Source organism: Variovorax sp. FG153 (assembly GCF_057809595.1).
In genome coordinates this window covers 14862-39356 of record NZ_JBMDKG010000014.1, presented here as the reverse complement: position 1 = coordinate 39356, position 24495 = coordinate 14862, and the positions used below count along the sequence as shown (strand labels likewise).

The 24495-nt window shown below is 67.7% G+C and carries 26 protein-coding genes; 6 read left to right on the top strand and 20 right to left on the bottom strand.

The window, feature by feature from the left end; all coding sequences use genetic code 11:
* Positions 1-40: 40 nt before the first annotated feature.
* The 4 genes from ACODT0_RS16980 to ACODT0_RS16965 are packed head-to-tail and all read left to right on the top strand — an operon-like array spanning position 41 to position 1903.
* Entirely contained in the window at positions 41-412 is a 372-nt protein-coding gene (locus tag ACODT0_RS16980) for a hypothetical protein (RefSeq protein WP_057592043.1), read from the top strand.
* A 33-nt stretch (positions 413-445) separates the two neighbouring features.
* Positions 446-829, top strand: coding sequence for a hypothetical protein (locus ACODT0_RS16975; protein ID WP_261213972.1), 384 nt, complete (start codon positions 446-448; stop codon positions 827-829).
* Complete coding sequence (locus ACODT0_RS16970; RefSeq protein WP_261213974.1) at positions 816-1352, top strand: hypothetical protein; 537 nt, start codon at positions 816-818, stop codon at positions 1350-1352. The genes ACODT0_RS16975 and ACODT0_RS16970 overlap by 14 nt, the downstream gene beginning before the upstream one ends.
* Positions 1349-1903 carry a ferritin-like domain-containing protein gene (locus ACODT0_RS16965; protein WP_261213976.1) on the top strand — a complete coding sequence of 185 codons (555 nt, stop codon included), beginning with the start codon at positions 1349-1351 and terminating at the stop codon, positions 1901-1903. The genes ACODT0_RS16970 and ACODT0_RS16965 overlap by 4 nt, the downstream gene beginning before the upstream one ends.
* Positions 1904-1978: 75 nt before the next feature.
* Here the strand turns inward: ACODT0_RS16965 and ACODT0_RS16960 are convergent, their stop codons facing one another.
* From ACODT0_RS16960 to serA, 20 genes are all read right to left on the bottom strand, one after another.
* Positions 1979-2485 (bottom strand): BON domain-containing protein, encoded by a 507-nt coding sequence (locus ACODT0_RS16960; protein WP_296729564.1) that lies wholly within the window; start codon positions 2483-2485, stop codon positions 1979-1981.
* Positions 2486-2553: 68 nt separating this feature from the next.
* Positions 2554-2751, bottom strand: coding sequence for a CsbD family protein (locus tag ACODT0_RS16955; RefSeq protein ID WP_057592048.1), 198 nt, complete (start codon positions 2749-2751; stop codon positions 2554-2556).
* A 147-nt stretch (positions 2752-2898) separates the two neighbouring features.
* Positions 2899-3744, bottom strand: coding sequence for a DUF429 domain-containing protein (locus ACODT0_RS16950; protein WP_489041771.1), 846 nt, complete (start codon positions 3742-3744; stop codon positions 2899-2901).
* 3 nt (positions 3745-3747) lie between these two features.
* Complete coding sequence (locus ACODT0_RS16945) at positions 3748-4629, bottom strand: EamA family transporter (RefSeq protein WP_261213982.1); 882 nt, start codon at positions 4627-4629, stop codon at positions 3748-3750.
* Positions 4630-4703: 74 nt separating this feature from the next.
* Complete coding sequence (locus tag ACODT0_RS16940; RefSeq protein ID WP_057592051.1) at positions 4704-5126, bottom strand: BLUF domain-containing protein; 423 nt, start codon at positions 5124-5126, stop codon at positions 4704-4706.
* A 1-nt stretch (position 5127) separates the two neighbouring features.
* Positions 5128-5859: a GTP cyclohydrolase I gene (folE, locus tag ACODT0_RS16935; RefSeq protein WP_057592052.1), complete on the bottom strand. Its 732-nt coding sequence runs from the start codon at positions 5857-5859 to the stop codon at positions 5128-5130.
* 73 nt (positions 5860-5932) lie between these two features.
* A complete protein-coding gene (locus ACODT0_RS16930; RefSeq protein WP_057592053.1) occupies positions 5933-6688 on the bottom strand; it encodes an endonuclease/exonuclease/phosphatase family protein in 756 nt (251 codons plus the stop codon).
* The gene (nudB, locus tag ACODT0_RS16925; RefSeq protein WP_261213984.1) at positions 6685-7149 is read right to left on the bottom strand and encodes a dihydroneopterin triphosphate diphosphatase; all 465 of its coding nucleotides are present in this window, start codon (positions 7147-7149) and stop codon (positions 6685-6687) included. The genes ACODT0_RS16930 and nudB overlap by 4 nt, the downstream gene beginning before the upstream one ends.
* A gap of 83 nt (positions 7150-7232) precedes the next feature.
* Complete coding sequence (aspS, locus tag ACODT0_RS16920) at positions 7233-9044, bottom strand: aspartate--tRNA ligase (protein ID WP_093340982.1); 1812 nt, start codon at positions 9042-9044, stop codon at positions 7233-7235.
* A 35-nt stretch (positions 9045-9079) separates the two neighbouring features.
* A complete protein-coding gene (locus ACODT0_RS16915; RefSeq protein WP_057592056.1) occupies positions 9080-9715 on the bottom strand; it encodes a DUF502 domain-containing protein in 636 nt (211 codons plus the stop codon).
* 43 nt (positions 9716-9758) lie between these two features.
* Positions 9759-10085 (bottom strand): FmdB family zinc ribbon protein, encoded by a 327-nt coding sequence (locus ACODT0_RS16910; RefSeq protein WP_057592057.1) that lies wholly within the window; start codon positions 10083-10085, stop codon positions 9759-9761.
* 107 nt (positions 10086-10192) lie between these two features.
* Positions 10193-11641: a high affinity choline transporter 1 gene (locus ACODT0_RS16905; RefSeq protein ID WP_261213993.1), complete on the bottom strand. Its 1449-nt coding sequence runs from the start codon at positions 11639-11641 to the stop codon at positions 10193-10195.
* A 75-nt stretch (positions 11642-11716) separates the two neighbouring features.
* On the bottom strand, positions 11717-13282 hold the full coding sequence (gene ubiB, locus ACODT0_RS16900; RefSeq protein WP_057592059.1) for a ubiquinone biosynthesis regulatory protein kinase UbiB: 1566 nt from the start codon (positions 13280-13282) through the stop codon (positions 11717-11719).
* Complete coding sequence (locus ACODT0_RS16895) at positions 13279-13845, bottom strand: hypothetical protein (RefSeq protein WP_057592116.1); 567 nt, start codon at positions 13843-13845, stop codon at positions 13279-13281. Before ACODT0_RS16895 ends, ubiB begins: the two co-directional genes overlap by 4 nt.
* A 51-nt stretch (positions 13846-13896) precedes the next feature.
* The gene (locus ACODT0_RS16890) at positions 13897-14913 is read right to left on the bottom strand and encodes a Tim44 domain-containing protein (RefSeq protein ID WP_261213994.1); all 1017 of its coding nucleotides are present in this window, start codon (positions 14911-14913) and stop codon (positions 13897-13899) included.
* A gap of 31 nt (positions 14914-14944) precedes the next feature.
* Entirely contained in the window at positions 14945-15676 is a 732-nt protein-coding gene (ubiE, locus tag ACODT0_RS16885) for a bifunctional demethylmenaquinone methyltransferase/2-methoxy-6-polyprenyl-1,4-benzoquinol methylase UbiE (RefSeq protein WP_057592061.1), read from the bottom strand.
* Between the two features lie 147 nt (positions 15677-15823).
* Positions 15824-16237, bottom strand: a complete 414-nt coding sequence (locus tag ACODT0_RS16880) for a gamma-butyrobetaine hydroxylase family protein (protein ID WP_479670722.1) — start codon at positions 16235-16237, stop codon at positions 15824-15826.
* Between the two features lie 10 nt (positions 16238-16247).
* Positions 16248-16697 (bottom strand): HIT family protein, encoded by a 450-nt coding sequence (locus ACODT0_RS16875; protein WP_489041770.1) that lies wholly within the window; start codon positions 16695-16697, stop codon positions 16248-16250.
* Positions 16694-20572 carry a DUF3683 domain-containing protein gene (locus ACODT0_RS16870; RefSeq protein ID WP_489041769.1) on the bottom strand — a complete coding sequence of 1293 codons (3879 nt, stop codon included), beginning with the start codon at positions 20570-20572 and terminating at the stop codon, positions 16694-16696. The genes ACODT0_RS16875 and ACODT0_RS16870 overlap by 4 nt, the downstream gene beginning before the upstream one ends.
* Positions 20573-20701: 129 nt before the next feature.
* Positions 20702-21934, bottom strand: coding sequence for a phosphoglycerate dehydrogenase (serA, locus tag ACODT0_RS16865; RefSeq protein ID WP_261214002.1), 1233 nt, complete (start codon positions 21932-21934; stop codon positions 20702-20704).
* A 231-nt stretch (positions 21935-22165) separates the two neighbouring features.
* Between serA and ugpB the strand changes: the two genes are divergently transcribed.
* Both ugpB and ugpA read left to right on the top strand, forming a co-directional pair.
* Complete coding sequence (ugpB, locus tag ACODT0_RS16860; RefSeq protein WP_057592064.1) at positions 22166-23479, top strand: sn-glycerol-3-phosphate ABC transporter substrate-binding protein UgpB; 1314 nt, start codon at positions 22166-22168, stop codon at positions 23477-23479.
* 128 nt (positions 23480-23607) lie between these two features.
* Positions 23608-24489, top strand: a complete 882-nt coding sequence (gene ugpA / locus ACODT0_RS16855; RefSeq protein WP_057592065.1) for a sn-glycerol-3-phosphate ABC transporter permease UgpA — start codon at positions 23608-23610, stop codon at positions 24487-24489.
* Positions 24490-24495 lie beyond the last annotated feature (6 nt).

Sequence of the window (24495 nt, the reverse complement as noted above, 5' to 3'; positions counted from 1 at the left end):
TCCACAGGCTCTCGCAATTCATTCCCGGAAAGGACTTTTCATGAACACGACCAAGACCCCCCAGCAACTCGCCGATGACGCACGCCAGACCGCCAACGACGCTGTCGATACCACGCGCGCCTATGCACAGAATGCGGTGAATGCGGCGGGCGAAAAGGTCCGCGAGCTGCGTCGCGACGCGGAACCGGCGGTCGAGCAACTGGCGGCGCGCGTGCAGCAGGCCGTGCAGCGCGGCCTCGATGCCGCCTCGACCACCAGCGCGCGCGCGCAGCGTCGTCTCGAGCAGGCCGCCGACGTGACCGGCCGCTACATCTCCGACCAGCCCGTGCGCTCGGTGCTGATCGCCGCCGCGGCCGGTGCCGCCATCACCGCACTGATCGTGCTGGCCAGCCGCCGTCGGGACGACTATTGATCGACTGAAGCATCGGCTCCGCTCCGCAGCACCATGCTTCATCCGATCTTTTCCACGGTGCTCGGGCACCCGGAGCTCATCGCCGAACACATCGCCAACTACGCGGCCCTGGTCCGGCAGGAGTCGGGCACCGCGGCCCGCGGGCTGATCGCCCGCATCGTCGCGGGCATCCTGGCCGCAGCCACCTTCGTGCTGGCGCTGGGACTCATCGGCGTGGCGGTGCTGCTGGGCGTGCTGCACGGCAGTTTTCATTGGGTGCTGGTCGCGGTTCCCGGCGTGGCGCTCGCGATCGCCGCGATCTGCGCCTGGATCGCATCCCGTCCCTTCATCGCCCATGGGTTCGACGATCTGCGTGCGCAGGTCGACGCCGACCTGCAAGCCCTTCACGAAGCCGGAGGCCGCCATGGCCGGCACTGATCCTCGCGCCCTGCTGACGCCGAAGGAACGGCTGGCGCTGTCGCGCCGCGCGCTGGTGCGCGAGCTCAACGGCGGCCGCGATCCCGAGCCGGAGCACCGTACGCCGCAGCAGGAACGCGCCCGGCGCGATGCCGAGGCGGCCTTCGCGCCATCCGACCCCGACGATGCCGGCGCCGCCTTCGAAGGCCAGCGCGCGCACGATCCGGGCGGCGGCCGCGGCGGCAATGCCCGCATCTGGGCCTCGGTCGCGCGCAGCATGGCCGAGCGCTGGTGGCGCCGCCATCCGGCGCATGCGGCGGGCCAGCTGGCGCGGCCGCTGCTCGAACGCTATGCGCGCAAGGAGCCGGCCAAGCTGATGGCGATCGCCGCCGCCACCGGCGCGGTGGTGGTGCTGGTCAGGCCCTGGCGGCTGCTGTCGGTGACGGCGGTGCTGGCGGCGGTGCTCAAGACTTCCGATCTGGCCGACATCGTGAACACGCTCATGCAGCAGAAAACAACTCCCCCACGAAAGGATCCCCCATGAAAGCCAATGCCTCCACTCCGGCGAAGGACCATCAGCACCTGGTGCTGGACCAGAAGGGCCTCGACGCCGCGGCCAAGAGCCTCGACGACGGCGCCGTCACCCCGGCCTACGGTCCGTGGCGCGACGACATCGTCAAGCTGCTGAACGACGCGCTCGCCACCGAGCTGGTCTGCGTGCTGCGCTACAAGCGCCACTACTTCACCGCCAACGGCGTGGAATCGCCGGCCATCGCCGACGAATTCCTCGTGCATGCCAACGAGGAATCGGCGCATGCCGACCGCATCGCCGAGCGCATCGTGCAACTGGGTGGCGAGCCCGATTTCGCGCCCGAACACCTGCGCGAACGCAGCCATGCCGGCTACGACGAATCGACCGACCTGCAGGCCATGGTGCGCGCCAACCTCGTGGCCGAGCGCATCGCGGTCGAGTCGTACCGCCAGATGATCAACCTGATCGGCGACAAGGACCCGACCACCCGCCGCATGCTCGAGGACATCCTCTCGGACGAGGAAGAGCATGCCGACGAACTGAAGGACTGGCTGGGCCACTGACCCGGCGGCCACCCAAGAGAAAGCCCGGCATGCCGGGCTTTCTTTTTGGGGAGGCGGAAAAACGGGTCCGAAAACTCAGCCCTTCACTTCGAGCCGGTTGTCGACCGAGGTCACGCCCTGCACGCCCTTGGCGATCTGCTCGGCGCGCTCCTTGGCGGCGGCGCTCGGCGCGGGTCCCTGCAGGCTCACGGCGCCGGCCTTGGTGTCGACGTCGATCTTGATGGCGCTGAGGTCGGGATCCTTCGCCAGGCCGGCCGAGATGGCGGCTGTGATGGCCGCGTCGTCCACCGTGTTCGCCACGGCGGTACCGGCGTCCTTCACGGCTTCCTTCGCATTGGCGGCACCGTCCCTCACGCTCTGCGAATCGATCTTGGCCTTGGCCTCCTCGGCCATCTGCACGGTCTTGTCGCGCGCGGTGTCGACGGCCTGGCCCGTGCGCGCCACCGCGCTGTCGAGCTTCTCGCCGGCGGTGCGGCCATCGTTCCTGTCGCAGGCGGCGAGCGCAAGGCTGCCGCCTGTGATCGCCAGCACGGCAAGCCAGGTGCGCGTGCGCGAGGCGGACGGCTGTATCGAGATGGTCATGGGAACCTCCACATCGATGGAATGAAAAGAAAAATGGCTGCGCGCCCGCGGGCCGCAGCCATGTTGCATCAGAGCTTGTCGGCGCCGGACTTGATGGCGTCCTTTGCCTTTTCCTTCACGTCGCCGTAGGTGCTCTGCACCTTGCCGGCGGCCTGGTCGGCGATGCCCTCGCCCTGGAGCTTCTCGTTGCCGACGACCTTGCCGGCGACTTCCTTGATCTTGCCCTTGGCCTGGTCGACGCGGCCTTCCACTTGATCCTTGTTCATTGCGATGTCCTTCCTGATTCGGTCACGAAGCACCCGGAGACCGGATGCATGAGCCGGCGGCCCATGACTTCAATCTAGCGACGCGACCTGTGAGCCACGCCACGACGGGGGCGCAAAGCGCTGTAGGACAACCGGGGCCGGCCGGGGTCAGGCGGAGACGATCCAGCCCTCGAGCGGATCGATGCCCGCGGGCAGTCCGTAGCCAGGGCCCGCGCTGTCCGCGCGCTGCAAGCCCCAGGCCGCCTGCACCAGGCACAGCACGGCATCGAGGTCGTCGCCGCGCGGGTCGTCGAGCAACTCGCGGCGCCGCCCGGGCGAGAGCTCGAGGCGCAGGCCGAGCCGCGTGCGGCCGGCCTCGAGCGCGGCCAGCAATTCGACCCGCACGTCACGGCGCTCGGGCGTCTGTTTGGCGAGCTCGTCGCTCTTGTAGCTGCGGCGCCCGACGAGCTCGCGCGCCAGCAGCCCGGGATAGGCCTCGAGCGCCACCCGCTCGGCCGGCCGCACTTCGCGCAGCCCCGGCAGATGCGCATCGGCCGCGAGCAGCGGCGGCACCCCGGCGTGCAGCATGAAGGCCACCGGCGGATTGACCCACTTCATCGACGGGCTGGAACCCGCGGGCGCATCGGTGGCGCGATGCGCGAATTTCCCGCCCACCGGCCGCGCGGCGCAGAAGGCCGCGAAGGTCTCGCGGATCTCGGCGCGGGTGAGCGCGGCGTAGTGCGCGATCAGCGGCTCGAAGTGCAGCGGCCAGCCCAGGTGTTCGACCAGCTCGCGCGGCAGGCTGAACGGGAAGTCGAACCCGCCGACCCAGGCCGGCGTGGCGTGCAGCCAGCGGCTCCAGGCCTCGAGCGTGCTGAAGCGCTGCAGATCGCGCAGCGCCACGACGCCATCGGGCATCGATTCGCCGGTGGCGACCACGATCGGCTTGCGCGCGGTCGGTGCGCTCGAGAAGTCGCAGCCGAACAGCAGCGGGCCCGGGCGCGTCTGGCTCATGGCTCAGCCCAGCGCGAGCGCCACCACGCCCGCGGCGATGAAGAGCGCGCCCAGCAGGCGCAGCAGCCGGTCGCCCTCGCGCAGCAGGTGGCCGCCGATCAGCGCCGCGAACAGCATCGACACCTCGCGCGCGGGCGCCACGTGCGAGATCGGCGCCTGCTGTACCGCGTAGAGCACCAGCACGTACGACACCGGGCTCACGGCCGCCACCACCAGCGCGTACTTCCACTGCGCGCGCCACATGCGCGCGGTGGTGGCGCGATCGTGCAGCGCGGCCGGCAGCAGCAGCACCAGGCGCACGAGGTTGCCGAAGTAGTCGAGCAGGATCGGCGACATCGCGAGGAACTTGACGGCGTAGCTGTCGGCCACGGTGTAGGCCGCGATGAAGCCGCCGGTCAGCACGCCGTAGCGGATGCCCTTGTGCACGCGTTCGCGCTGCGCCGGGTCGTGCGCCTTGTGCCAGAGCTTCGGGCCACCGGCGACCAGGAACACGCCACCCACCACGCCCAGGATGCCCGCCACGCCCACGAGGCTGATCTTCTCGCCGAGGAACAGCACCGCCACCAGCGACGACAAGAGCGGCCCCGAGCCCCGCGCCAGCGGATAGACCACCGTGAGGTCCGACTTGCGGTAGCCGCGCAGCAGCACGATGAAATAGAAGATGTGCAGCACGCCGCTGAGCACGACGAAGCCCCACTCGGTCGCGCCCCAGTGGGGCACCACGTTCCAGCCCAGCGCGATGCCCACCGGCGCCCAGATCAGCATGTTGAACACGCTGGTCTGGAAGCTGAAGCGCACGTCGCCGTTGGCCTTCTTGGCGACGATGTTCCAGCCCGCGTGGATGAGCCCTGCCAGCAGGATCAGCGCGAATGCGGAAAGAGGCACGGGATCAGGTCAGGGAAGTCGCTCGCCCACCGGCCGGCGGGCAACAAAAAGGGGGCCGAGGCCCCCGACGCATTTCAGTGGCGCCCGACGATGGCCGCCGTGGCCATCAATTCCTCGAGCAGCGCCAGCGAGACCTTGCCCGAGACCTTGTACGGGTCGAGCTCGGGCTTCTCGGAGTACTTCAGCAGCGTGGAGGCGTTGAGCTTGGAAAGGTTGACCTGCCCCATGGTCCAGCCGCCGAAGCGGCGCTCGAAGATTTCCTCGTAGTGCAGCAGCACCACGTCCTTGTGGCGCGCATCGCGCTGGATGTGGCCGTAGAGCTCGCTGATCGCCATGCGGCCGCCTTCGATCGCCTGCAGGAAGGTGCCGCCGCCATAGCAGAGGATGCCCGTGATGCCGCAGGCCGTGTTGTGCGAGCGCGATTGCGTGAGGATCGCCTCGATGGCCGCGGGGCTGGTGTCGACGGCGCGGCTGGCGTAGAGGAGTCGGACCAGCATGTCAGCTCTTTCGGGGCAGGAGGGACAGGAATTCGCGCCGCAGGCTCGGGTCCTTGAGGAACACGCCGCGCATCACGGAATTGATCATCTTGCTGTCCATTTCCTTCACGCCGCGCCAGGCCATGCAGAAGTGCTCGGCCTCCATGACCAGCGCGAGGCCGTCGGGCTGGGTCTTTTCCTGGATCAGGTCGGCCAGCTGCACCACGGCCTCTTCCTGGATCTGCGGACGGCCCATGACCCATTCGGCGAGGCGCGCGTACTTCGACAGGCCGATGACGTTGGTGTGCTCGTTGGGCATCACGCCGATCCAGAGCTTGCCGATGATCGGGCAGAAATGGTGCGAGCAGGCGCTGCGCACCGTGATCGGGCCGACGATCATCAGCTCGTTGAGGTGCTCGGCATTGGGGAATTCGGTCAGCGGCGGCGCCGGCACGTAGCGGCCGCGGAACACCTCGTTGACGTACATCTTGGCGACGCGCCGCGCGGTGTTGTCGGTGTTGTGGTCGTTCTCGATGTCGATGACCAGGCTCTCGAGCACGCCCTTCATCTTGACCTCGACCTCGTCGAGCAGAGCCTCGAGCTCGCCGGGTTCGATGAACTCGGCGATGTTGTCGTTGGCGTTGAAGCGCCGGCGCGCCGCGTTCAGGCGCTCGCGGATCTTCACGGAGACGGGCGTGCCCTCGTCGTCGTCTTTGGGAACGGGGAGCGTGTCCACTTCGGTTTTCCTCAGCATCGGGCCATCGTACCAGTGAATCGATGCCCGCCGTTCGGGCCGCGAATGCCCGCCCCTTCTGCGGGCCTTGCTATCAATTCGGCAGCAGAAAATCGGTGACCAGCGGCAGGTGGTCCGACATGCGGGCCCAGATCGGGCCGCGCGGCACGCTGCTGGTCAGGGGTTCGAGCTCGCGCCCGTAGATGAAATCGAGCTGCGCCACCGGCAGCCGCGAGGGATAGGTCAGCGTGCGCGGGCCGCGCAGGTCGCTGGTGTCGCGCAGGCCCATGGCGTTCATCGCGTAGCGCATGCGCGCGCCCCAGTCGTTGAAGTCGCCCGCCACCACCACCGGCTCGCCATCGGGTACTTCGCGCTCGATGAATTCGCGCAGCCGCGCCACCTGCCGCACGCGGCTGCCCTTGATCAGCCCGAGGTGCACCACGATGGCGTGCACCGGCCGCCCTTCGACCTCCATCACCACGTGCAGCAGGCCGCGCTGCTCGAAGCGGTGGTCGGAAATGTCCTGGTGGTTGGTGCGCAACACGGGCCAGCGCGTGAGCAGCGCGTTGCCGTGCTCGCCGTGACGCGTGACGGCATTGGTCTCGTAGACCGCCGTGTAGCCCTCGGGCGCGAGGAAATCGGCCTGCGGCAGCTCGGGCCAGCGCGGAAAGCGCACCGCGGCCTGGCGGTTCATCTTGCGCACTTCCTGCAGGCAGACGATGTCGGCATCGAGCTGCTCGATGGCGTGGCCGAGGTTGTGGATTTCGAGCCGCCGCGCGGGCCCGATGCCCTGCACCCCCTTGTGGATGTTGTAGGTGGCGACCCGGAAGTTGGGCGTCTGCGAGTTCATCGCGCAAATTCTGGCAGCAACAGAATGGCTTCGGCGTTCGATGGGGAAAAGCAGGCGTCGGCGGCCTCGCGGTACGGAAGCCAGCGCCAGTCGGTGTGCTCGCGCGGCGCCAGCACCGGCACGACGCGCTCGGGCACGCACAGGCCGAACAGGTGCTCGGTGTTGTGCGTGACGCCCGGCGCATAGCGCGCGCGCCAGCGCGGATAGATCTCGTAGACGTTGCGCAGCTCCCAGTCGACCAGCTGCGCCGCCAGCGCACTGCCCTGCCCGCACAGGATGCCGGTCTCCTCCGCGACCTCGCGCGCGGCCGTGAGCGCGAGCGGCTCGTCCTCCGCGTCCTTGCTGCCGGTGACCGACTGCCAGAACTCGGTCTCGGCGTCGGCGCGGCGGATCAGCAGCACGTCGAGGGCGGGCGTGTGGATCACGACCAGCACGGACTGGGGGATCTTGAAAGGCCGCATGGGGCGAGGCTCCTTCGTGTCACCGGCTTCGCAAGGAAGCTGACAAGAAAAAAAGGGCACTCATCGAGTGCCCCTGTCGCCGATCAGGCCGCCTGCTGCGGCTGCACGTTGCGCAGCCGGATGTGCAGCTCGCGCAGCTGCTTCTCGTCGACCGGGCTCGGCGCCTGCGTCAGCAGGTCCTGCGCGCGCTGGGTCTTCGGGAAGGCGATCACGTCGCGGATCGACTCGGCGCCGGTCATCAGCATGACGAGGCGGTCCAGGCCGATGGCGATGCCGCCGTGCGGCGGCGCGCCGTACTGCAGCGCGTCGAGCAGGAAGCCGAACTTGAGCTGCGCGTCCTCCGCGCTGATCTTCAGCGCGCGGAACACCTTGCTCTGCACTTCCTCGCGGTGGATACGCACCGAGCCGCCGCCCATCTCGATGCCGTTGAGCACCATGTCGTAGGCCTTGGCGATGCACTTCTCGGGCGCGGTGTCCATGAGGTCCTCATGGCCGTCCTTCGGCGCGGTGAACGGGTGGTGCACGGCGCTCCAGCGCTGGCCTTCCTCGTCGAACTCGAACATCGGGAAGTCCACCACCCACAGCGGTGCCCAGCGGTCGTCGAACAGGCCGCTCTTCTTGCCGAAGGCGCTGTGGCCGATCTTCACGCGCAGCGCGCCGATGGCGTCGTTGACCACCTTCTCCTTGTCGGCGCCGAAGAACAGGATGTCGCCGTTGCGCGCGCCGGTGCGGGCGATGATCTCGGCCAGCGCGTTGTCGTCGAGGTTCTTCACGATCGGGCTCTGCAGGCCCTCGCGGCCCGCGGCCGCGTCGTTGATCTTGATGTAGGCCAGGCCCTTGGCGCCGTAGATCTTCACGAACTCCTGGTAGGCGTCGATCTCGCCGCGCGACAGGCCGCCCTCGGCACCGCCGCCCGGCACGCGCAGCGCGACCACGCGGCCGCCCTTCATCGTGGCGGCGTTCGAGAACACCTTGAATTCCACGCGCTTCATCAGCTCGGTGAGTTCGGTGAATTCGAGCTTCACGCGCAGGTCGGGCTTGTCCGAGCCGTACTTGAACATCGCCTCGCCGTAGGTCATGGTCGGGAACACCGGCAGCTCGATGCCCGCGGCGTTGCGGAACACGTTGCGGATCATGCCTTCGAACATCTCGCGGATCTCTTCCTCGGCGAGGAACGAGGTCTCGATGTCGATCTGCGTGAACTCGGGCTGGCGGTCGGCGCGCAGGTCCTCGTCGCGGAAGCACTTCACGATCTGGTAGTAGCGGTCGTAGCCGGCCACCATCAGCAGCTGCTTGAACAGCTGCGGCGACTGCGGCAGCGCGAAGAAGCTGCCGTCGTGCACGCGGCTGGGCACGAGATAGTCGCGCGCGCCTTCGGGCGTGGACTTGCCGAGCATCGGGGTCTCGATGTCGATGAAGCCGTTGGCGTCGAGGAACTTGCGCGTTTCCATCGTCACCTTGTAGCGCAGCATCAGGTTGCGCTGCATCGCCGGGCGGCGCAGGTCCAGCACGCGGTGCGTGAGGCGCGTGGTTTCCGACAGGTTGTCGTCGTCGAGCAGGAACGGCGGCGTGACCGAGGGGTTGAGCACCTTGAGCTCGTGCGCGAGCACTTCGATCTTGCCGCTCTTGAGCTGGTCGTTGGTGGTGCCTTCGGGGCGTGCGCGCACGAGGCCCGTGATCTGCACGCAGAACTCGTTGCGCAGGTTCTCGGCGACGGCGAAGGTCGAGGCGCGATCCGGGTCGCACACCACCTGCACGTAGCCTTCGCGGTCGCGCACGTCGATGAAGATCACGCCGCCGTGGTCGCGGCGACGGTTGACCCAGCCGCAAAGGGTGACGGTTTGGCCCAACAGGGCTTCGGTCACGAGACCGCAATAGTGAGTACGCATGGCCATGGCTAGATTCCGGCGCCGTTGCGGCGCGTTCGTTTTTATGGGTTGGACGGTTTGGTCGTCGCGATGCTGGCGGGGCTGCCAGGAACGACCACCCCCATCGAGACGATGTACTTGAGCGCCTCGTCCACGCTCATCCGGAGCTCGATGCAGTCGCTGCGCTTGAGCATCACGAAGTAGCCGCCCGTGGGATTGGGCGTGGTGGGCACGTAGACGCTGAGGAACTCCTCGTTGCCCAGGTGTTCCGCGACCTCGTTGCCGGGCGCGCCGGTGACGAAGGCGATGGTCCACACGCCCTCGCGCGGCCACTGCACCAGCACCGCGGTGCGGAAGGCGTTGCCGTTCTCGGAGAACAGCGTGTCGGAGACCTGCTTGACGCTCGAATAGATCGAGCGCACCACCGGGATGCGGCGCACCACGGCGTCGCCCCAGCCGAGCAGGCGCTTGCCGACGAAATTGCTCGCGGCGGCGCCCACCACCAGCAGGATCGCCAGCGTGAGCAGCACGCCCAGGCCGCGCACCCGGTGGTCGCTGAGCCAGACCTGCCACTGCTCGGGCAGCAGCCACAGCGTCTGGTCGAGCGTGCCGATGATCCAGTTCAGCACGCCGAGCGTGATGACCAGCGGCACGATCACCAGCAGGCCGGACAGCAACCATTTGCGCAGGGCGAGCATCGGGAGGTTTCTCTTCTGGGACAGCGGCGGGCGGTTCGGCGCCTCAGTCGGCGCTCTTGGCGGCCGGCGCGGGGGCGGGAGCCGGCGCGGGTGCCGGGCTGGGCGCGGCGGCGGGCGCATCGGCGGACTTGGCGGCGCCATCGCCCGAGGCGACCGGCGCGGTGGCGGCTTCGGACTTCTTGCCGCCGCCGTCGCGGAAGTCGGTGACGTACCAGCCCGAGCCCTTGAGCTGGAACCCGGCCGCGGTGACCTGCTTTTCGAACGCGCTCGCGCCGCATGCCGGACACACCGTCAGAGGCGGATCGGACATCTTCTGCAGGGCATCCTTGGCGAAGCCGCAGGCGCTGCACTTGTAGGCGTAGATGGGCATGGGAAATCGAGTGGGGAAAGCGGCCAGGCGGCCGCTCGCAAAGCCCTCGATTATAGGGGCGCCCCCCGGCCGCCCGACGTCCCCGGGGATTGCGCCCCGGGCCGGATTCAGGCCGTTTCGGTCGCCAGCGGGCGGTGCGGCGTGTGAGTGTTCACCACCCACTGCGGCGCCAGCGAGCCGAGCACCATGCCCGCGAACGAGGCCAGCACCCCCGCGAGCTGGGCCGGGAACACCGCGCCCCAGGGCATGGCCATGAACAGCAGCCAGGTGCCGATGCCGAACAGGATCGCGGCGATCGCTCCCTGGGTGGTGGCGCGCTTCCAGTAGAGGCCGAACACCAGCGGGACGAAGGCCCCGACCAGCGGCACCTGATAGGCGCCCGAAACCAGTTCGTAGATCGGCGTGCCCTGCATGCGGATCGCGTAGGCCAGCACCGCGGCGCTGAACAGCAGCACCGTGATGCGCATCGTCATGAGGTTTTCGCGGTCGGTGCCCGAGGGCCGGAACTGGCGCCAGATGTTCTCGGTGAAGGTGACGCTGGGCGCCAGCAAGGTGGCCGAGGCGGTCGACTTGATGGCCGACAGCAGCGCGCCGAAGAACAGCACCTGCATCACGAACGGCATCTTCTCGAGCACCAGCGTGGGCAGCACCTTCTGCGGATCCTCCTTGAGCAGCGTGGCGGTCTGCTCCGGCATGATCAGGAGCGCGCTGGCCACGAGGAACATCGGCACGAAGGCGAACAGGATGTACGCCAGGCCGCCGATCACCGGGCCACGGGTGGCGGCCTTGACGCTGTTGGCCGACATCACGCGCTGGAACACGTCCTGCTGCGGGATCGAGCCGAGCATCATGGTGATGGCGGCCGCGAAGAAGAAGACCATGTCGTGCCAGTTGGGCTCGGGCCAGAACTTGAACAGGTCCTTGCTGACGGCGAAGGCGACCACCTTGTCGGCGCCGCCGGCCATGTTGCCCGCGAACATCGCGATGATGGCCAGGCCGGCCACCAGGATGATCATCTGGATGAAGTCGGTGACCGCCACCGACCACATGCCGCCGAACAGCGTGTAGGCCAGGATCGAGACCACGCCGATCACCATGCCGGTCGACAGCCCGATGGCGCCGCCCGAGAGCACGTTGAACACCAGGCCCAGCGCCGTGACCTGCGCCGAGACCCAGCCCAGGTAGCTCAGCATGATGATCAGCGTGCAGGCCACCTCCACGCCGCGGCCGTAGCGCTCGCGGTAGTAGTCGCTGATGGTCAGCAAGGTCATGCGGTAGAGCTTGCCCGCGAAGAACAGGCCCACGAGGATCAGGCAGGTGCCGGCGCCGAACGGGTCCTCGACCACGCCGTTGAGGCCGCCCTCGATGAACTTGGCCGGGATGCCCAGCACCGTCTCGGAACCGAACCAGGTCGCGAAGGTGGTCGTGACGATCATGAAGAGCGGCAGGTGCCGCCCGGCGATCGCGAAGTCGGTGGTGTTCTTCACGCGCCGGGCCGCATACAGGCCGATGGCGATGGTGAGCAACAGATAGACGATGACCAGGGTCAGCAGCACGTCAGGTTCTCCTCTTTCCTCGTTCCAAGGCAGCACGCCTTTCTTTCAGGCCGTGGCGGCCAGCCCCCGCGCGGTTCAGAAAATCCGAACGCGCACCAGCAACTGCATGGCCAGCAGACCCAATACAAAACCTATGCCACCGTAGAGGATGGACTGGAGCAACCGGTTGGTGCGCTTCTGCGCGGCCAGCAGCTCCAGCAGCTCGCGCCGGTGGTCGGGCGGCCGATTCTCCAGGAAATCGTGCAACAGGCGCGGCAATTCCGGCAACAGCTTGGCGTACCGCGGCGCCTCGTCCTTGAGCTGCTGGAACAGCTTCTTGGGGCCGATCTGGTCGACCATCCACTTCTCGAGGAAGGGCTTGGCCGTGTGCCAGAGGTCGAGTTCGGGGTCGAGCTGGCGGCCCAGCCCCTCGATGTTGAGCAGCGTCTTCTGCAGCAGCACCAGCTGCGGCTGGATCTCGACATGGAAGCGGCGCGAGGTCTGGAAGAGGCGCATCAAGACCATGCCGAGCGAGATCTCCTTGAGCGGCCGGTCGAAGTAGGGCTCGCAGACGGTGCGGATCGCGGCCTCGAGCTCGTCGATGCGCGTGCCCTCGGGCACCCAGCCGCTCTCGAGGTGCAGCTCGGCCACGCGCTTGTAGTCGCGCCGGAAGAAGGCCACGAAGTTCTGCGCCAGGTACTCCTTGTCGGACTCGGTGAGCGTGCCGATGATCCCGAAGTCCAGCGAGATGTAGCGCCCGAAGGCCTCGGGCTCGAGGCTGACCTGGATGTTGCCCGGGTGCATGTCGGCATGGAAGAAGCCGTCGCGGAACACCTGGGTGAAGAAGATGGTGACGCCGTCGCGCGCGAGCTTCGGGATGTCGACGCCCGCGGCGCGCAGCCGTTCGAGCTGCGCGATCGGCACGCCCTTCATGCGCTCCATCACGATCACCTCGGGATGGCAGAAGTCCCAGAACATCTCGGGGATCAGCACCAGGTCGAGCGAGGCCATGTTGCGGCGCAGCTGCGCGGCATTGGCGGCCTCGCGCACCAGGTCGAGCTCGTCGTGCAGGTACTTGTCGAACTCGGCCACCACCTCGCGCGGCTTGAGCCGCTTGCCGTCGGGCGAGAGCTTCTCGACCCAGCCGGCCATCATGGCCATCAGGCCCAGGTCCTTCTCGATCACGCCGCGCATGTTGGGGCGCAGCACCTTGACCGCCACCTCGCGCAGCTGGCCGTCGCCGGTGCGGATGGTCGCGAAGTGCACCTGCGCGATCGAGGCGCTCGCGATCGGCGTTTCGTCGAACTGCACGAACACGTCGCCGACGGGCCGGCGGAACGCGCGCTCGATGGTCGCCACCGCCACCGCCGAGGGGAACGGCGGCACGCGGTCCTGCAGGAAGGTCAGTTCGTCGGCGATGTCGGGCGGCAGCAGGTCGCGCCGCGTGGAGAGCACCTGGCCGAACTTGACGAAGATCGGGCCCAGCCGCTCGAGCGCCTCGCGCAGCCGCTGGCCGCGCGGTGCATCGAGCCGGCGGCCGAAGGAGACGATGCGCGCGACCACGCGCAGCCAGGGCTTCTGGAAGCTCGTGAGCACGAGCTCGTCGAGGCCGTAGCGCAGCGCGACCCAGACGATGAAGAGGCTGCGATAGAAGCGGCTCATTCGGCGGTGCCCGCCGAACCGATACCGGATCTGCCGGCCGCCGCGCGGTTGCCCACGAACTGGCGCAACGCGCCCACCACGCGCCGCACCGCATTGCCGATGGCATGCGCGGGCACGTCGCCGATCACGCGCGCGAGGTCGTCCTCGACGTCCCAGCGCACATGGTCGACCAGCCAGTTGACCTCGGCCGCGAGCTGCACGTCGCCCACGATCTGCACCGAGGGCTTGTCGCCGCGCAGCGTGGCGCGCGCGATCTCGAAGGGGTTGTCATCGGTGACAGACAGCGTGAGCTCTGGCACCGAGCCCGGCGGTGCCAGGTCGAGCAGGCCGGCGGGCGTGGCCACCAGTTCCATCGTGACGAAGCGCCACTGGAAGCGCACCACGCGGCCCTGCTGGCGCACCAGCCGCTGCTGGGCCTCGGGCTCCTGCTGCAGCACGTGGTTGAGGAACAGCACGGCGCGGTGCTGGATCTCGTGCACGGCCCAGGGCGGCGGCTGCAGGCGCTCGCCGACACGATTGAACAGATCGCCGAGCAAAGAAAAAGGGGACGATGGTGTGGCCATGGTCCCCATTATCCTTTCTGCAGGCGGCCGGGCCGCCCTCGAAGCCGCTGCTTATTGCAGGGCTTGCACGCCGGCCACGAGCCAGCCGTTGCCGCCGGTGGTCGGGCGCGTCATGTTCCAGACTTCGCGGAACGGGCCCGGGCCCGCCGAGGCGTCTTCGCGGATCATGCCGGAGAACTCCACGCTGGCCATGTAGGCATCGGCCAGTTCCTCGATGCCGAGCAGCTTGGCGTCGAGCATCACGACCTCGGTCTTGTTCGACGCGCCACCGGTGTGGCTGGCGCGGTCGGCGAGCTGGCTGCGGATCTCCGCGATCATCTCGTCGGTCATCATCGAACGCAGCATGGTGATGTCGGCACGGTCCCAGGCGTCCTGCAGCGTCACGAAGTTGCGCTTGGCCGCGGCCAGGAAACCGTCGACGTCGAAGCCGGCCGGAATGCCCCAGCTCTGCGAACCCGCGAGGGCCGAGCCGATCATGCTGCCGCCACCGGCCGCGGCACCCGCGGACGAGAGGCTGCTGCCGTGCGAGGTCGCGGCGGGCGTGGCATCGAAGTTCGTCGTGTTGCGCTCCCACGGACGGGCCGAGGCATCGTTGCCGACGTTGTTCGGGCTGTACTGCGCAGGCGCCGCCGGGTTGCCCGGACCGCCCGCGCCCTGGAAGGCGAAGCCGCCCTGGCGTGCACCGGCGGGCTGCGAGCGCGACTTGATCATGCGCCACACGAACACCGCGGCCAGCACCAGCAGGCCGATCAGCAGGATGTTGGCGAAGCCCGCGCCCAGACCCAGCGAGTTCGCGAGCCAGGCGAGGCCCAGGCCCGCGGCCAGGCCGCCGAGCATGGCGCCCCACGGACGCTTCGGAGCCGCGGCGGCGGGCGCCGGCGTGCCGGGCCTCGGCGCCGCGTTGGCGGCGTTCTGTTGCGCGGGCGCGGCCGGCGGCGTGGCCTGGCGTTGCGTCACGTTCGAGGATTGGCGGCCGACCGACTTGCCACCGCCCATGCGTGCGGCGTCGGCCTGGATGCTGACGAGCGCCAGTGCGCCGGCCAGAAGCAAAGTACCCAAACTCTTCATAACGTCTCCTCTCGAACGAAATCTCGTCTGATCAACACTTGATTCCAACATGGAGGGCGACCACGCCACCCGTCATGTTGTGATAGTCCACATGCCCGAAACCGCCCTCTTTCATGAGGGACTTGAGCTCGTCCTGGCCCGGATGCATGCGGATCGATTCGGCCAGGTAGCGGTAGCTCGCGTCGTCGCCCGCCACCACCTTGCCCAGGCGCGGCAGCACGTTGAAGGAGTACCAGTCGTAGACCTTCTCGAGCGGCTTCGCGACCTTCGAGAACTCGAGCACCAGCAGCTTGCCGCGCGGCTTGAGCACGCGGTTCATCTCCTTGAGCGCGACGTCCTTGTGCGTCATGTTGCGCAGGCCGAAGGCGACGGTGACGACGTCGAAGTGATCGTCGGGGAAGGGCAGCTTCTCGGCGTCGCAGACCGTGGTGGGCAGCACCACGCCGGCGTCGAGCAGGCGGTCGCGGCCGGTGCGCAGCATGGCCTCGTTGATGTCGGTGTGGACCACCTGGCCGCTGGCGCCGACCTTCTTCGCGAAGGCCAGTGCGAGGTCGCCGGTGCCGCCGGCGATGTCGAGCACGCGCGAGCCTTCGCCGACGTTCGCGACCATGACGGTGTAGGCCTTCCATGCGCGGTGAAGCCCCATGGACATGAGGTCGTTCATCAGGTCGTAGCGCGTGGCGACCGAGTCGAACACGCCGCGCACGCGGCCGGCCTTCTCGCTCTCGTCGACTTTCTCGAAGCCGAAATGGGTGGTGGTCATGCGACCGATGTTAGGCCGTTCGTCCTCGCATCAAGACGACGACCCCGCTGTACCGGCGGTCATTTGTTGCTTTTTCTGCAAACGCAGAGGTCTTGTAACGCCCGTCACGTCTACCGACGAAGCTATGCTTTCAATAGCAAACGCCGGTCAATGGCTGCCGCAGGCGTGGCCGCCCTTCGCGGCCATCGGTGCATCGCGATCGACGCCCGCTTCGGCCAGCTTCCGCTCGTAGGCGGCCCAGAGTTCGGCCTCCTGCGAACCCAGTTGGTAGAGCAGATCCCACGAGTAGATGCCGGTGTCGTGCCCGTCGCTGAAGGTGGGCTGCACCGCGTAGTTGCCCACCGGCTCGAGCGCGACCAGCTCGACCTCGCGCTTGCCGGTCTGCAGCGTCTCCTGGCCCGGGCCATGGCCCTGCACCTCGGCCGAGGGCGAATGGATGCGCATCAGCTCGAACGGAATGCGGAAGGTGGCGCCATCGGAGAAGCCCACCTCGAGCACGCGCGAGCGGCCGTGAACGGTGATCGATTGCGGCGTCGGTGCGCCCTGTTTCAAGCCTGCCATCGCGAACTCCTCAGATGCCCTGGCCACCCATGCGGCCGAGGCGCTCGATCATCGCAGCCTCCGCGGCCGGCAGGCGCGCCGCGACCTGCGCTTCGCGCACAGCATCGCGTTCGCGCTGCGCGCTCGCCCACACCGAGCCCGGGAAATGGCTGTCGTCCGCGAAGCGCGCGATCACGTGCCAATGCAGGTGCGCCACCATGTTGCCGAGCGCGGCCAGGTTGATCTTCGCCGGCCGCAGGTGCTCGCGCAGGCACTGCTCGACCACCGTCACGGCCTCCATGCACCGCACGCGGTCGGCCGCGTCGAGGTCGGAGAACTCGGGCGCATGCGCGGCCCACACGACGCGGTAGAAGGCCGGGAAGCCCGCCTCCTGCGCATGGATCACGCGCAGCTTCGCGCCCTCGAACACGAGGCGCCCGCCGGGCCCCTCGCACAGCACGCAGCCCGGCGCCGCGCTCACACCAGCACCCGTTCGATGCCACCCTGGTTCGCGGCCGCCACGTACTCCGGCATCCAGTCGGCGCCGAGGATCTTGTTGGCCATCTCGACCACGATGTAGTCGGCCTCGAGCAGGCCGTTGTTCAGGTCGCTGCCGTAGCGCGACAGGCCCTGCAGGCAGCTCGGGCAGCTGGTGAGGATCTTCACGTTCTCGCCGGCGCCGATCTTGCCGCCGTCGCGCAGCGCGGCCTCGCCCTTCTTCAGCTCCTCTTCCTTGCGGAAGCGGATCTGCGTCGAGATGTCGGGCCGCGACACGCCCAGCGTGCCCGATTCGCCGCAGCAGCGGTCGTTCTTGAGCACGTTATCGCCGACCAGCGCCTTCACCGTCTTCATCGGGTCCTGCTGCTTCATCGGCGTGTGGCAGGGGTCGTGGTAGAGGTAGCCGGCACCGCCGGCATCGCCCAGCGTGATGCCCTTCTCGAGCAGGTACTCGTGAATGTCGATGATCCGGCACCCCGGGAAGATCTTGTCGAACTGGTAGCCCTGCAGCTGGTCGTAGCAGGTGCCGCAACTCACCACCACCGTCTTGATGTCGAGGTAGTTGAGCGTGTTCGCCACCCGGTGGAACAGCACGCGGTTGTCGGTGATCATCTTCTCGGCCTTGTCGAACTGGCCGCTGCCGCGCTGCGGATAGCCGCAGCACAGGTAGCCCGGCGGCAGCACCGTCTGCACGCCCGCGTGCCAGAGCATGGCCTGCGTCGCGAGCCCGACCTGCGAGAACAGCCGCTCCGAGCCGCAGCCCGGGAAATAGAACACCGCCTCGGTCTCCGAGGTCGTGGCCCTGGGGTTGCGGATGATCGGCACGTAGTCCGCGTCCTCGATGTCGAGCAGCGCGCGCGCCGTCTTCTTCGGCAGGTTGCCCGGCATCTTCTTGTTGATGAAGTGGATCACCTGCTCCTTGACCGGCGCCGGCCCGAGCGAGGCCGGCGGCGCCGCCGTCTGCTTCTTCGCGAGGCCGCGCAGCAGGTCGTTGGCCATGCGCTGCGCCTTGAAGCCGATGCCCACCATGCCCGCGCGCACCGTCTTGATGGTCTGCGGATTGGTCGCGTTGAGGAAGAACATCGCGGCCGCGTTGCCGGGACGGAAGCTCTTTTGCCCCATTTTGCGCAGCAGGTTGCGCATGTTCATCGACACGTCGCCGAAGTCGATCTTCACCGGGCAGGGCGTGAGGCACTTGTGGCACACCGTGCAGTGGTCGGCCACGTCCTCGAACTCCTCCCAGTGCTTGATGCTCACGCCGCGCCGGGTCTGTTCCTCGTAGAGGAAGGCCTCGACCAGGAGCGAAGTCGCGAGGATCTTGTTGCGCGGGCTGTAGAGCAGGTTGGCGCGCGGCACGTGGGTGGCGCACACCGGCTTGCACTTGCCGCAGCGCAGGCAGTCCTTGACGCTGTCGGCGATGGCGCCGATGTCGCTCTGCTGCATGATGATCGACTCGTGCCCCATCAGGCCGAAGCTCGGCGTGTAGGCATTGGTCAGGTCGGCATGCAGCGACTGCGCGCCGGCACCCGGCTCGCGCAGCAGCTTGCCCTTGTTGAAGCGGCCCTCGGGGTCGACGCGCTGCTTGTACTCGGCGAAGGGACGCAGCTCGTCGTCCGACAGGAACTCGAGCTTGGTGATGCCGATGCCGTGCTCGCCCGAGATCACGCCGTCGAGCCGGCGCGCCAGCTTCATGATGCGCGCGACCGCTTCGTGCGCGGTCTGCAGCATCTCGTAGTTGTCGCTGTTGACCGGGATGTTGGTGTGCACGTTGCCGTCGCCCGCGTGCATGTGCAGCGCGACCCACACGCGTCCCTTGAGCACGCGCTTGTGGATCGCCGTGCACTCGGCCAGGATCGGCGCGAAGGCGGCGCCCGCGAAGATGGCAGACAGCGGCTGGCGCAGCTGGGTCTTCCAGCTCGCGCGCAGCGAATGGTCCTGCAGCTGCGGGAACAGCGCATCGACCTCGTCGAGCCAGCCGGCCCACAGCGCGCGCACCTCCTGCAGCAGCGCCACGGCCTGCGCCACGCGGTCCTCGAGCAGCTCGGCCGAGGGGATCTCGTTGGCATCGTCGGTCTTGCCCAGCGGCAGGTTGCCGTGCACGAAGAACTTCTCGAGCTCGTCGACCAGCGCGAGCTTGTTGCGCAGCGAGAGCTCGATGTTGATGCGCTCGATGCCGTCGCTGTACTCGGCCATGCGCGGCAGCGGGATCACCACGTCCTCGTTGATCTTGAAGGCGTTGGTGTGGCGGCTGATCGCGGCGGTGCGCTTGCGGTCGAGCCAGAACTTCTTGCGCGCCTCGGGGCTGATGGCGACGAAGCCCTCGCCGCTGCGCGAGTTGGCGATGCGCACCACCTCGGAGGTCACGCGCGCCACCGCGTCGGCGTCGTCGCCCGCGATGTCGCCGAACAGCACCATCTTCGGCAGGCCGCCGTGCTTCTTCGACTTGGTGGCGTAGCCCACGGCCTTCAGATAGCGGTCGTCGAGGTGCTCGAGGCCGGCCAGCAGCACGCCCGAGCGCTTCTGCTCGGCGAACATGAAGTCCTTGATCTCGACGATGCTGGGCACCGCGTCCTTGGCGTTGCCGAAGAACTCGAGGCAGACGGTGCGCGTGTGCGCCGGCATGCGGTGCACCACCCAGCGGCAGCTCGTGATCAGGCCGTCGCAGCCTTCCTTCTGGATGCCCGGCAGGCCCGAGAGGAACTTGTCGGTCACGTCCTTGCCGAGGCCCTCCTTGCGGAAGGTGCGGCCCGGGATGTCCAGGCGCTCGGTGCGCAGCGGCGTCTTGCCGTCGGCCGCGAAGTACTGGAGCTCGAACAGCGCACTCTCGGCGTCGTGGATCTTGCCGAGGTTGTGGCCGATGCGCGTGACCTCGAGCCATTCGGCCTGCGGCGTCACCATGCGCCACGAGGCCAGGTTGTCGAGCGCGGTGCCCCACAGCACGGCCTTCTTGCCGCCGGCGTTCATCGCGACGTTGCCGCCGACGCACGAGGCCTCGGCCGAGGTCGGGTCGACCGCGAACACGTAGCCCGAGCGCTCGGCCGCGTCGGCCACGCGCTGCGTGACCACGCCGGCCTCGGTCCAGATGGTGGGCACGGGCGCTTCGAGGCCCGGCAGCGCGACCAGCTCGACCTCGGTCATGGCCTCGAGCTTCTCGGTGTTGATGACCACGCTGTTCCAGGTCAGCGGGATCGCGCCGCCGGTGTAGCCGGTGCCGCCGCCGCGCGGAATGATGGTCAGGCCCAGCTCGATGCAGCCCTTGACCAGCAGCGCCATCTCGGCCTCGGTGTCGGGGCACAGCACGACGAAGGGGTACTCCACGCGCCAGTCGGTGGCATCGGTGACGTGGGCCACGCGCGAGAGGCCGTCGAACTTGATGTTGTCCTTGGCCGTGAGCCGGCCCAGCACGCGCGTGGCCTTGCGGCGCAGCGCGGCGACGTCGCGGAACAGGGTGTCGAAGGCCTGCACGGCCTCGCCGACGCGGGCCGTGAGCTCGCCCACGAGCTGGTCGCGCGGCAGGTCGCTGTCGGGCGTGCGGCGCTTCTGCACCTCGGCCAGGCGATGCCGCAGCGCATCGACCAGCAGGCCGCGGCGACGCGGGTTGTCGAGCAGGTCGTCGATCAGGTAGGGGTTGCGCTGCACGACCCAGATGTCGCCGAGCACCTCGTAGAGCATGCGCGCCGATCGGCCGGTGCGGCGCTCGGCGCGCAGCGTCTGGAGCAATTCCCAGGCGCGCTCGCCCAGCAGGCGGATCACGATCTCGCGATCGGAGAAGCTGGTGTAGTTGTAGGGGATCTCACGCAGTCGTGCGGGCTCTGCGGCCTGCGACAGCAGCGCGTTCAACGCGGTCGGAGCATTCATCGGGGTGGGGCCTCGGCCGGGCGCCACGCGTCCATAGCCGGGGTGGGGATTTTAGGTCAGGGGACCGCTCCCTGCCTTGGCGCCCGGTATTGCGCCCTCCCCCGCCGGGGGAGGGAGAAAGTCAGAACATCAGAACAGCACGCGGCTGCGGATCGTGCCCTGCACCTTCGCGAGCTTCTCGAGCGCGAGGTCCGAGGAGGCGGCGTCGATGTCCATCACCACGTAGCCGATCTTCTCGTTGGTCTGCAGGAACTGCGAGGAGATGTTGATGTTGTTGTCCGAGAAGATCTTGTTGATCTCCGACAGCACGCCCGGCACGTTGCGGTGCACGTGCAGCAGACGGTGCTTGCCCGGATGCGCGGGCAGCGCCACCTCGGGGAAGTTGACCGACGAGGTCGAGGTGCCGTTGTCGCTGTACTTGACCAGCTTCTCGGCCACCTCGAGGCCGATGTTGGCCTGCGCCTCCATCGTCGAGCCGCCGATGTGGGGCGTGAGGATCACGTTGTCGAGTCCGCGCAGCGGCGACTGGAACTCGTCCTTGTTGCTGCGCGGCTCGACCGGGAACACGTCGATGGCGGCGCCCAGCAGCTTCTTCTCCTTCAGCGCGTCGGCCAGCGCGTCGATCTCGACCACGGTGCCGCGCGAGGCGTTGATGAGGATCGAGCCGGCCTTCATGGCCGCGATCTCGGCCGCGCCGATCATCCATTGCGTGGCCTGCGTCTCGGGCACGTGCAGGGTCACGATGTCGCTCTGCGCCAGCAGCTGGTGCAGGTCGCGCACCTGGCGCGCATTGCCCAGCGGCAGCTTGGTGACCACGTCGTAGAAGGCCACGTGCATGCCCAGCGCCTCGGCCAGCACCGACAGCTGCGCGCCGATCGAGCCGTAGCCCACGATGCCCAGCGTCTTGCCGCGGATCTCGAAGGCGTTCTCGGCCGACTTGAGCCAGCCGCCGCGGTGCGCCACCGCGCTCTTCTCGGGCACGCCGCGCAAGAGCAGGATCGCCTCGGCCAGCACCAGCTCGGCCACCGAGCGGGTGTTGGAGTAAGGCGCGTTGAAGATCGCCACGCCGTGCTCGCGCGCGGCCTCGAGGTCGACCTGGTTGGTGCCGATGCAGAAGCAGCCGGCGGCCACCAGCTTGTGGGCGGCCGCGAACACCTCGGCCGTCAGCTGGGTGCGCGAGCGGATGCCGAGGAAGTGCACGTCGGCGATCTTGGCCTTGAGCTGCTCGTCGGGCAGCGCGCCCGGCAGCGACTCGACGTTGGTGTAGCCCGCCGCATGGAGCACCTCCACGGCCGAGGGGTGGATACCCTCGAGCAGAAGAAACTTGATCTTGCTTTTGTCGAGGGAGGTCTTGCTGCTCATGCTGCTGCTCGCGGTAGCCCCGGCCATGGCAACAGGCTAGGCCGAAAAAGGGAGGGCGATGCTAGCATGGTGCAGCGCAGCAAGCAGGGGCCCGGCGCGCGAGCGCCCTGTCGTCCAAGGGGGTTTACCCGGGTTTCTCGACGTGTGCACTCCGTGCGACAAAGCCGCAGAACCGTCACGTATGTAACCTAACATCGCCGGTTTTACTTACTTTTCCCTACAGGAGTCTTAATGCGCTTCAAGACGCTCGCCATCGCCTCTACGCTGGCTGCCGCTCTGGCCGTGCCAGCCCTTGCCCAGGCCCAGACCGAGATCCAGTGGTGGCACTCGATGGACGGCGCCCTCAACGACTGGGTCAACGACCTCGCCAAGCAGTTCAACGAGAGCCAGAAGGACTACAAGGTCGTGCCCACCTACAAGGGCGAATACGACCAGTCGATGGCGGCCGGCATCGCGGCCTACCGCTCGGGCAACGCGCCCGACATCCTGCAGGTGTTCGAAGTGGGCACCGCCACCATGATGTATTCCAAGGGCGCGATCAAGCCCGTGGCCGACGTCATGAAGGAAGGCGGCCAGAAGTTCGACCCCAAGGCCTACATCCCCGCGGTGGCCGGCTACTACACCGCCCCCAACGGCCAGATGCTGTCGTTCCCGTTCAACAGCTCGACGACGGTGTTCTATTACAACAAGGACGCCTTCAAGAACGCCGGCCTCGACCCCGAGAAGGCCCCCGCCACCTGGCCCGAAGTGGTCTCGGCGGCCGCCAAGCTCAAGGCCAGCGGCAGCCAGTGCCCGTTCACCACCTCGTGGATGAGCTGGGCCCAGCTCGAGAGCTTCTCGGCCTGGCACAACACCTCGTACGCCTCGAAGAACAACGGCTTCGGCGGCCTCGACGCCCGCCTGGAATTCAACTCGCCGCTGCACGTGCGCCACTTCGAGAACCTGTCGAACATGTCCAAGCAGGGCCTGTTCGTCTACAAGGGCCGCGCCAGCAAGCCGATCACCTCGTTCACCTCGGGTGAATGCGCGATGTTCATCGGCTCGTCGGGCAGCTATGCCAGCGTGAAGCGCGACGCCAAGTTCAAGTTCGCCGAATCGGCGCTGCCCTACTACCCGGACGTGCAGGGCGCGCCGCAGAACACGATCGTCGGTGGCGCCAGCCTGTGGGTGATGTCGGGCAAGCCGGCCGCCAACTACAAGGGCGTGGCCGCGTTCTTCAGCTTCCTGTCGAGCCCCAAGGTGCAGTCGGAAAGCCACATGCGCACCGGCTACCTGCCGATCACCACGGCCGCCTACGAGCTGACCGAGAAGGCCGGCTTCTACAAGGAAAACCCGGGCACCGACGTCGCGGTGAACCAGATGATCAAGAAGACCACCGACAAGTCGCGTGGCGTGCGCCTGGGCAACCTGCCCCAGATCCGCGCCATCGAGGACGAGGAAACCGAGCTGATCTGGACCGGCAAGAAGACCCCGAAGGAAGCGCTGGACAGCGCCGTGAAGCGCGGAAACGAACTTTTGGTGAAATTCCAGGCCGCAAACAAGTAAGCTCCGCACCCGGATCGGCGCGAACGAATGTTCGTTTCGGTTCGTTTGACCCGCAACAAGCCAGGCTGACCCGTGCAGTCCTGGCTGTTTGCTTATTTAGTGTGTCCGTGACCTGAACGCCCTGCCCCATGGAAAAACGCGTCATCTTTCGTTCGAACTGGCTGCCCTGGGCATTGCTGGCGCCGCAGCTGATCGTCGTCGGCGTCTTCTTCTTCTGGCCCGCCGGCCAGGCGCTGGTGCAGTCGCTGCAGCAGCAGGACGCCTTCGGCAACTCGATCACCTGGGTGGGGCTGGACAACTTCGAGGCGCTGTGGAACGACAGCACCTACATGGCCTCGTTCCACACGACCATCGTCTTCTCGGTGCTGGTGACGGTCCTGGGCCTGAGCATCGCCCTGGTGCTGGCGGTGTTCGCCGACCGCGTGGTGCGCGGCACGCGCTTCTATCGCAGCGTGCTGATCCTGCCGTACGCGGTCGCCCCCGTCGTGACCGGCCTGCTGTGGTCGTTCATGTTTTCCTCCTCGATCGGCATCGTGGCCTACTGGCTCAAGAAGATCGGGTTCAACTGGAACCACCTGCTCAACGGCGACCACGCCATGGCGCTGGTCGTGATGGCCTCGGTGTGGAAGCAGATCTCCTACAACTTCCTGTTCTTCCTCGCGGGCCTGCAGTCGATCCCGAAGTCGCTGATCGAGGCCGCCGCCATGGACGGCGCGCGCCCGATGCGCCGCTTCTGGACCATCCAGTTCCCGCTGCTGACGCCCACCACCTTCTTCCTGCTGGTGATCAACATGGTGTACGCCTTCTTCGACACCTTCGCGATCATCGACGCCACCACCCAGGGCGGCCCCGGCAAGGACACCGCCACGCTGGTCTACCGCGTGTACTTCGACGGCTTCCGCGGCATGGACTTCGGCGGCGCCGCGGCCCAGTCGGTGGTGCTGATGGTGATCGTCATCGCGCTGACGGTGGTGCAGTTCCGCTACGTCGAGAAGAAGGTCCAGTACTGATGACCG

What these genes read in the sequence shown, in the direction of transcription:
- ACODT0_RS16980 (WP_057592043.1), top strand. Translation starts at nt 41, where the DNA reads ATGAACACGACCAAGACCCCCCAGCAACTCGCCGATGACGCACGCCAG.
- ACODT0_RS16975 (WP_261213972.1), top strand. Translation starts at nt 446, where the DNA reads ATGCTTCATCCGATCTTTTCCACGGTGCTCGGGCACCCGGAGCTCATC.
- ACODT0_RS16970 (WP_261213974.1), top strand. Translation starts at nt 816, where the DNA reads ATGGCCGGCACTGATCCTCGCGCCCTGCTGACGCCGAAGGAACGGCTG.
- ACODT0_RS16965 (WP_261213976.1), top strand. Translation starts at nt 1,349, where the DNA reads ATGAAAGCCAATGCCTCCACTCCGGCGAAGGACCATCAGCACCTGGTG.
- ACODT0_RS16960 (WP_296729564.1), bottom strand. Translation starts at nt 2,485, where the DNA reads ATGACCATCTCGATACAGCCGTCCGCCTCGCGCACGCGCACCTGGCTT.
- ACODT0_RS16955 (WP_057592048.1), bottom strand. Translation starts at nt 2,751, where the DNA reads ATGAACAAGGATCAAGTGGAAGGCCGCGTCGACCAGGCCAAGGGCAAG.
- ACODT0_RS16950 (WP_489041771.1), bottom strand. Translation starts at nt 3,744, where the DNA reads ATGAGCCAGACGCGCCCGGGCCCGCTGCTGTTCGGCTGCGACTTCTCG.
- ACODT0_RS16940 (WP_057592051.1), bottom strand. Translation starts at nt 5,126, where the DNA reads ATGCTGGTCCGACTCCTCTACGCCAGCCGCGCCGTCGACACCAGCCCC.
- folE (WP_057592052.1), bottom strand. Translation starts at nt 5,859, where the DNA reads ATGCTGAGGAAAACCGAAGTGGACACGCTCCCCGTTCCCAAAGACGAC.
- ACODT0_RS16930 (WP_057592053.1), bottom strand. Translation starts at nt 6,688, where the DNA reads ATGAACTCGCAGACGCCCAACTTCCGGGTCGCCACCTACAACATCCAC.
- nudB (WP_261213984.1), bottom strand. Translation starts at nt 7,149, where the DNA reads ATGCGGCCTTTCAAGATCCCCCAGTCCGTGCTGGTCGTGATCCACACG.
- aspS (WP_093340982.1), bottom strand. Translation starts at nt 9,044, where the DNA reads ATGGCCATGCGTACTCACTATTGCGGTCTCGTGACCGAAGCCCTGTTG.
- ACODT0_RS16915 (WP_057592056.1), bottom strand. Translation starts at nt 9,715, where the DNA reads ATGCTCGCCCTGCGCAAATGGTTGCTGTCCGGCCTGCTGGTGATCGTG.
- ACODT0_RS16910 (WP_057592057.1), bottom strand. Translation starts at nt 10,085, where the DNA reads ATGCCCATCTACGCCTACAAGTGCAGCGCCTGCGGCTTCGCCAAGGAT.
- ubiB (WP_057592059.1), bottom strand. Translation starts at nt 13,282, where the DNA reads ATGAGCCGCTTCTATCGCAGCCTCTTCATCGTCTGGGTCGCGCTGCGC.
- ACODT0_RS16895 (WP_057592116.1), bottom strand. Translation starts at nt 13,845, where the DNA reads ATGGCCACACCATCGTCCCCTTTTTCTTTGCTCGGCGATCTGTTCAAT.
- ACODT0_RS16890 (WP_261213994.1), bottom strand. Translation starts at nt 14,913, where the DNA reads ATGAAGAGTTTGGGTACTTTGCTTCTGGCCGGCGCACTGGCGCTCGTC.
- ubiE (WP_057592061.1), bottom strand. Translation starts at nt 15,676, where the DNA reads ATGACCACCACCCATTTCGGCTTCGAGAAAGTCGACGAGAGCGAGAAG.
- ACODT0_RS16880 (WP_479670722.1), bottom strand. Translation starts at nt 16,237, where the DNA reads ATGGCAGGCTTGAAACAGGGCGCACCGACGCCGCAATCGATCACCGTT.
- ACODT0_RS16870 (WP_489041769.1), bottom strand. Translation starts at nt 20,572, where the DNA reads ATGAATGCTCCGACCGCGTTGAACGCGCTGCTGTCGCAGGCCGCAGAG.
- serA (WP_261214002.1), bottom strand. Translation starts at nt 21,934, where the DNA reads ATGAGCAGCAAGACCTCCCTCGACAAAAGCAAGATCAAGTTTCTTCTG.
- ugpB (WP_057592064.1), top strand. Translation starts at nt 22,166, where the DNA reads ATGCGCTTCAAGACGCTCGCCATCGCCTCTACGCTGGCTGCCGCTCTG.
- ugpA (WP_057592065.1), top strand. Translation starts at nt 23,608, where the DNA reads ATGGAAAAACGCGTCATCTTTCGTTCGAACTGGCTGCCCTGGGCATTG.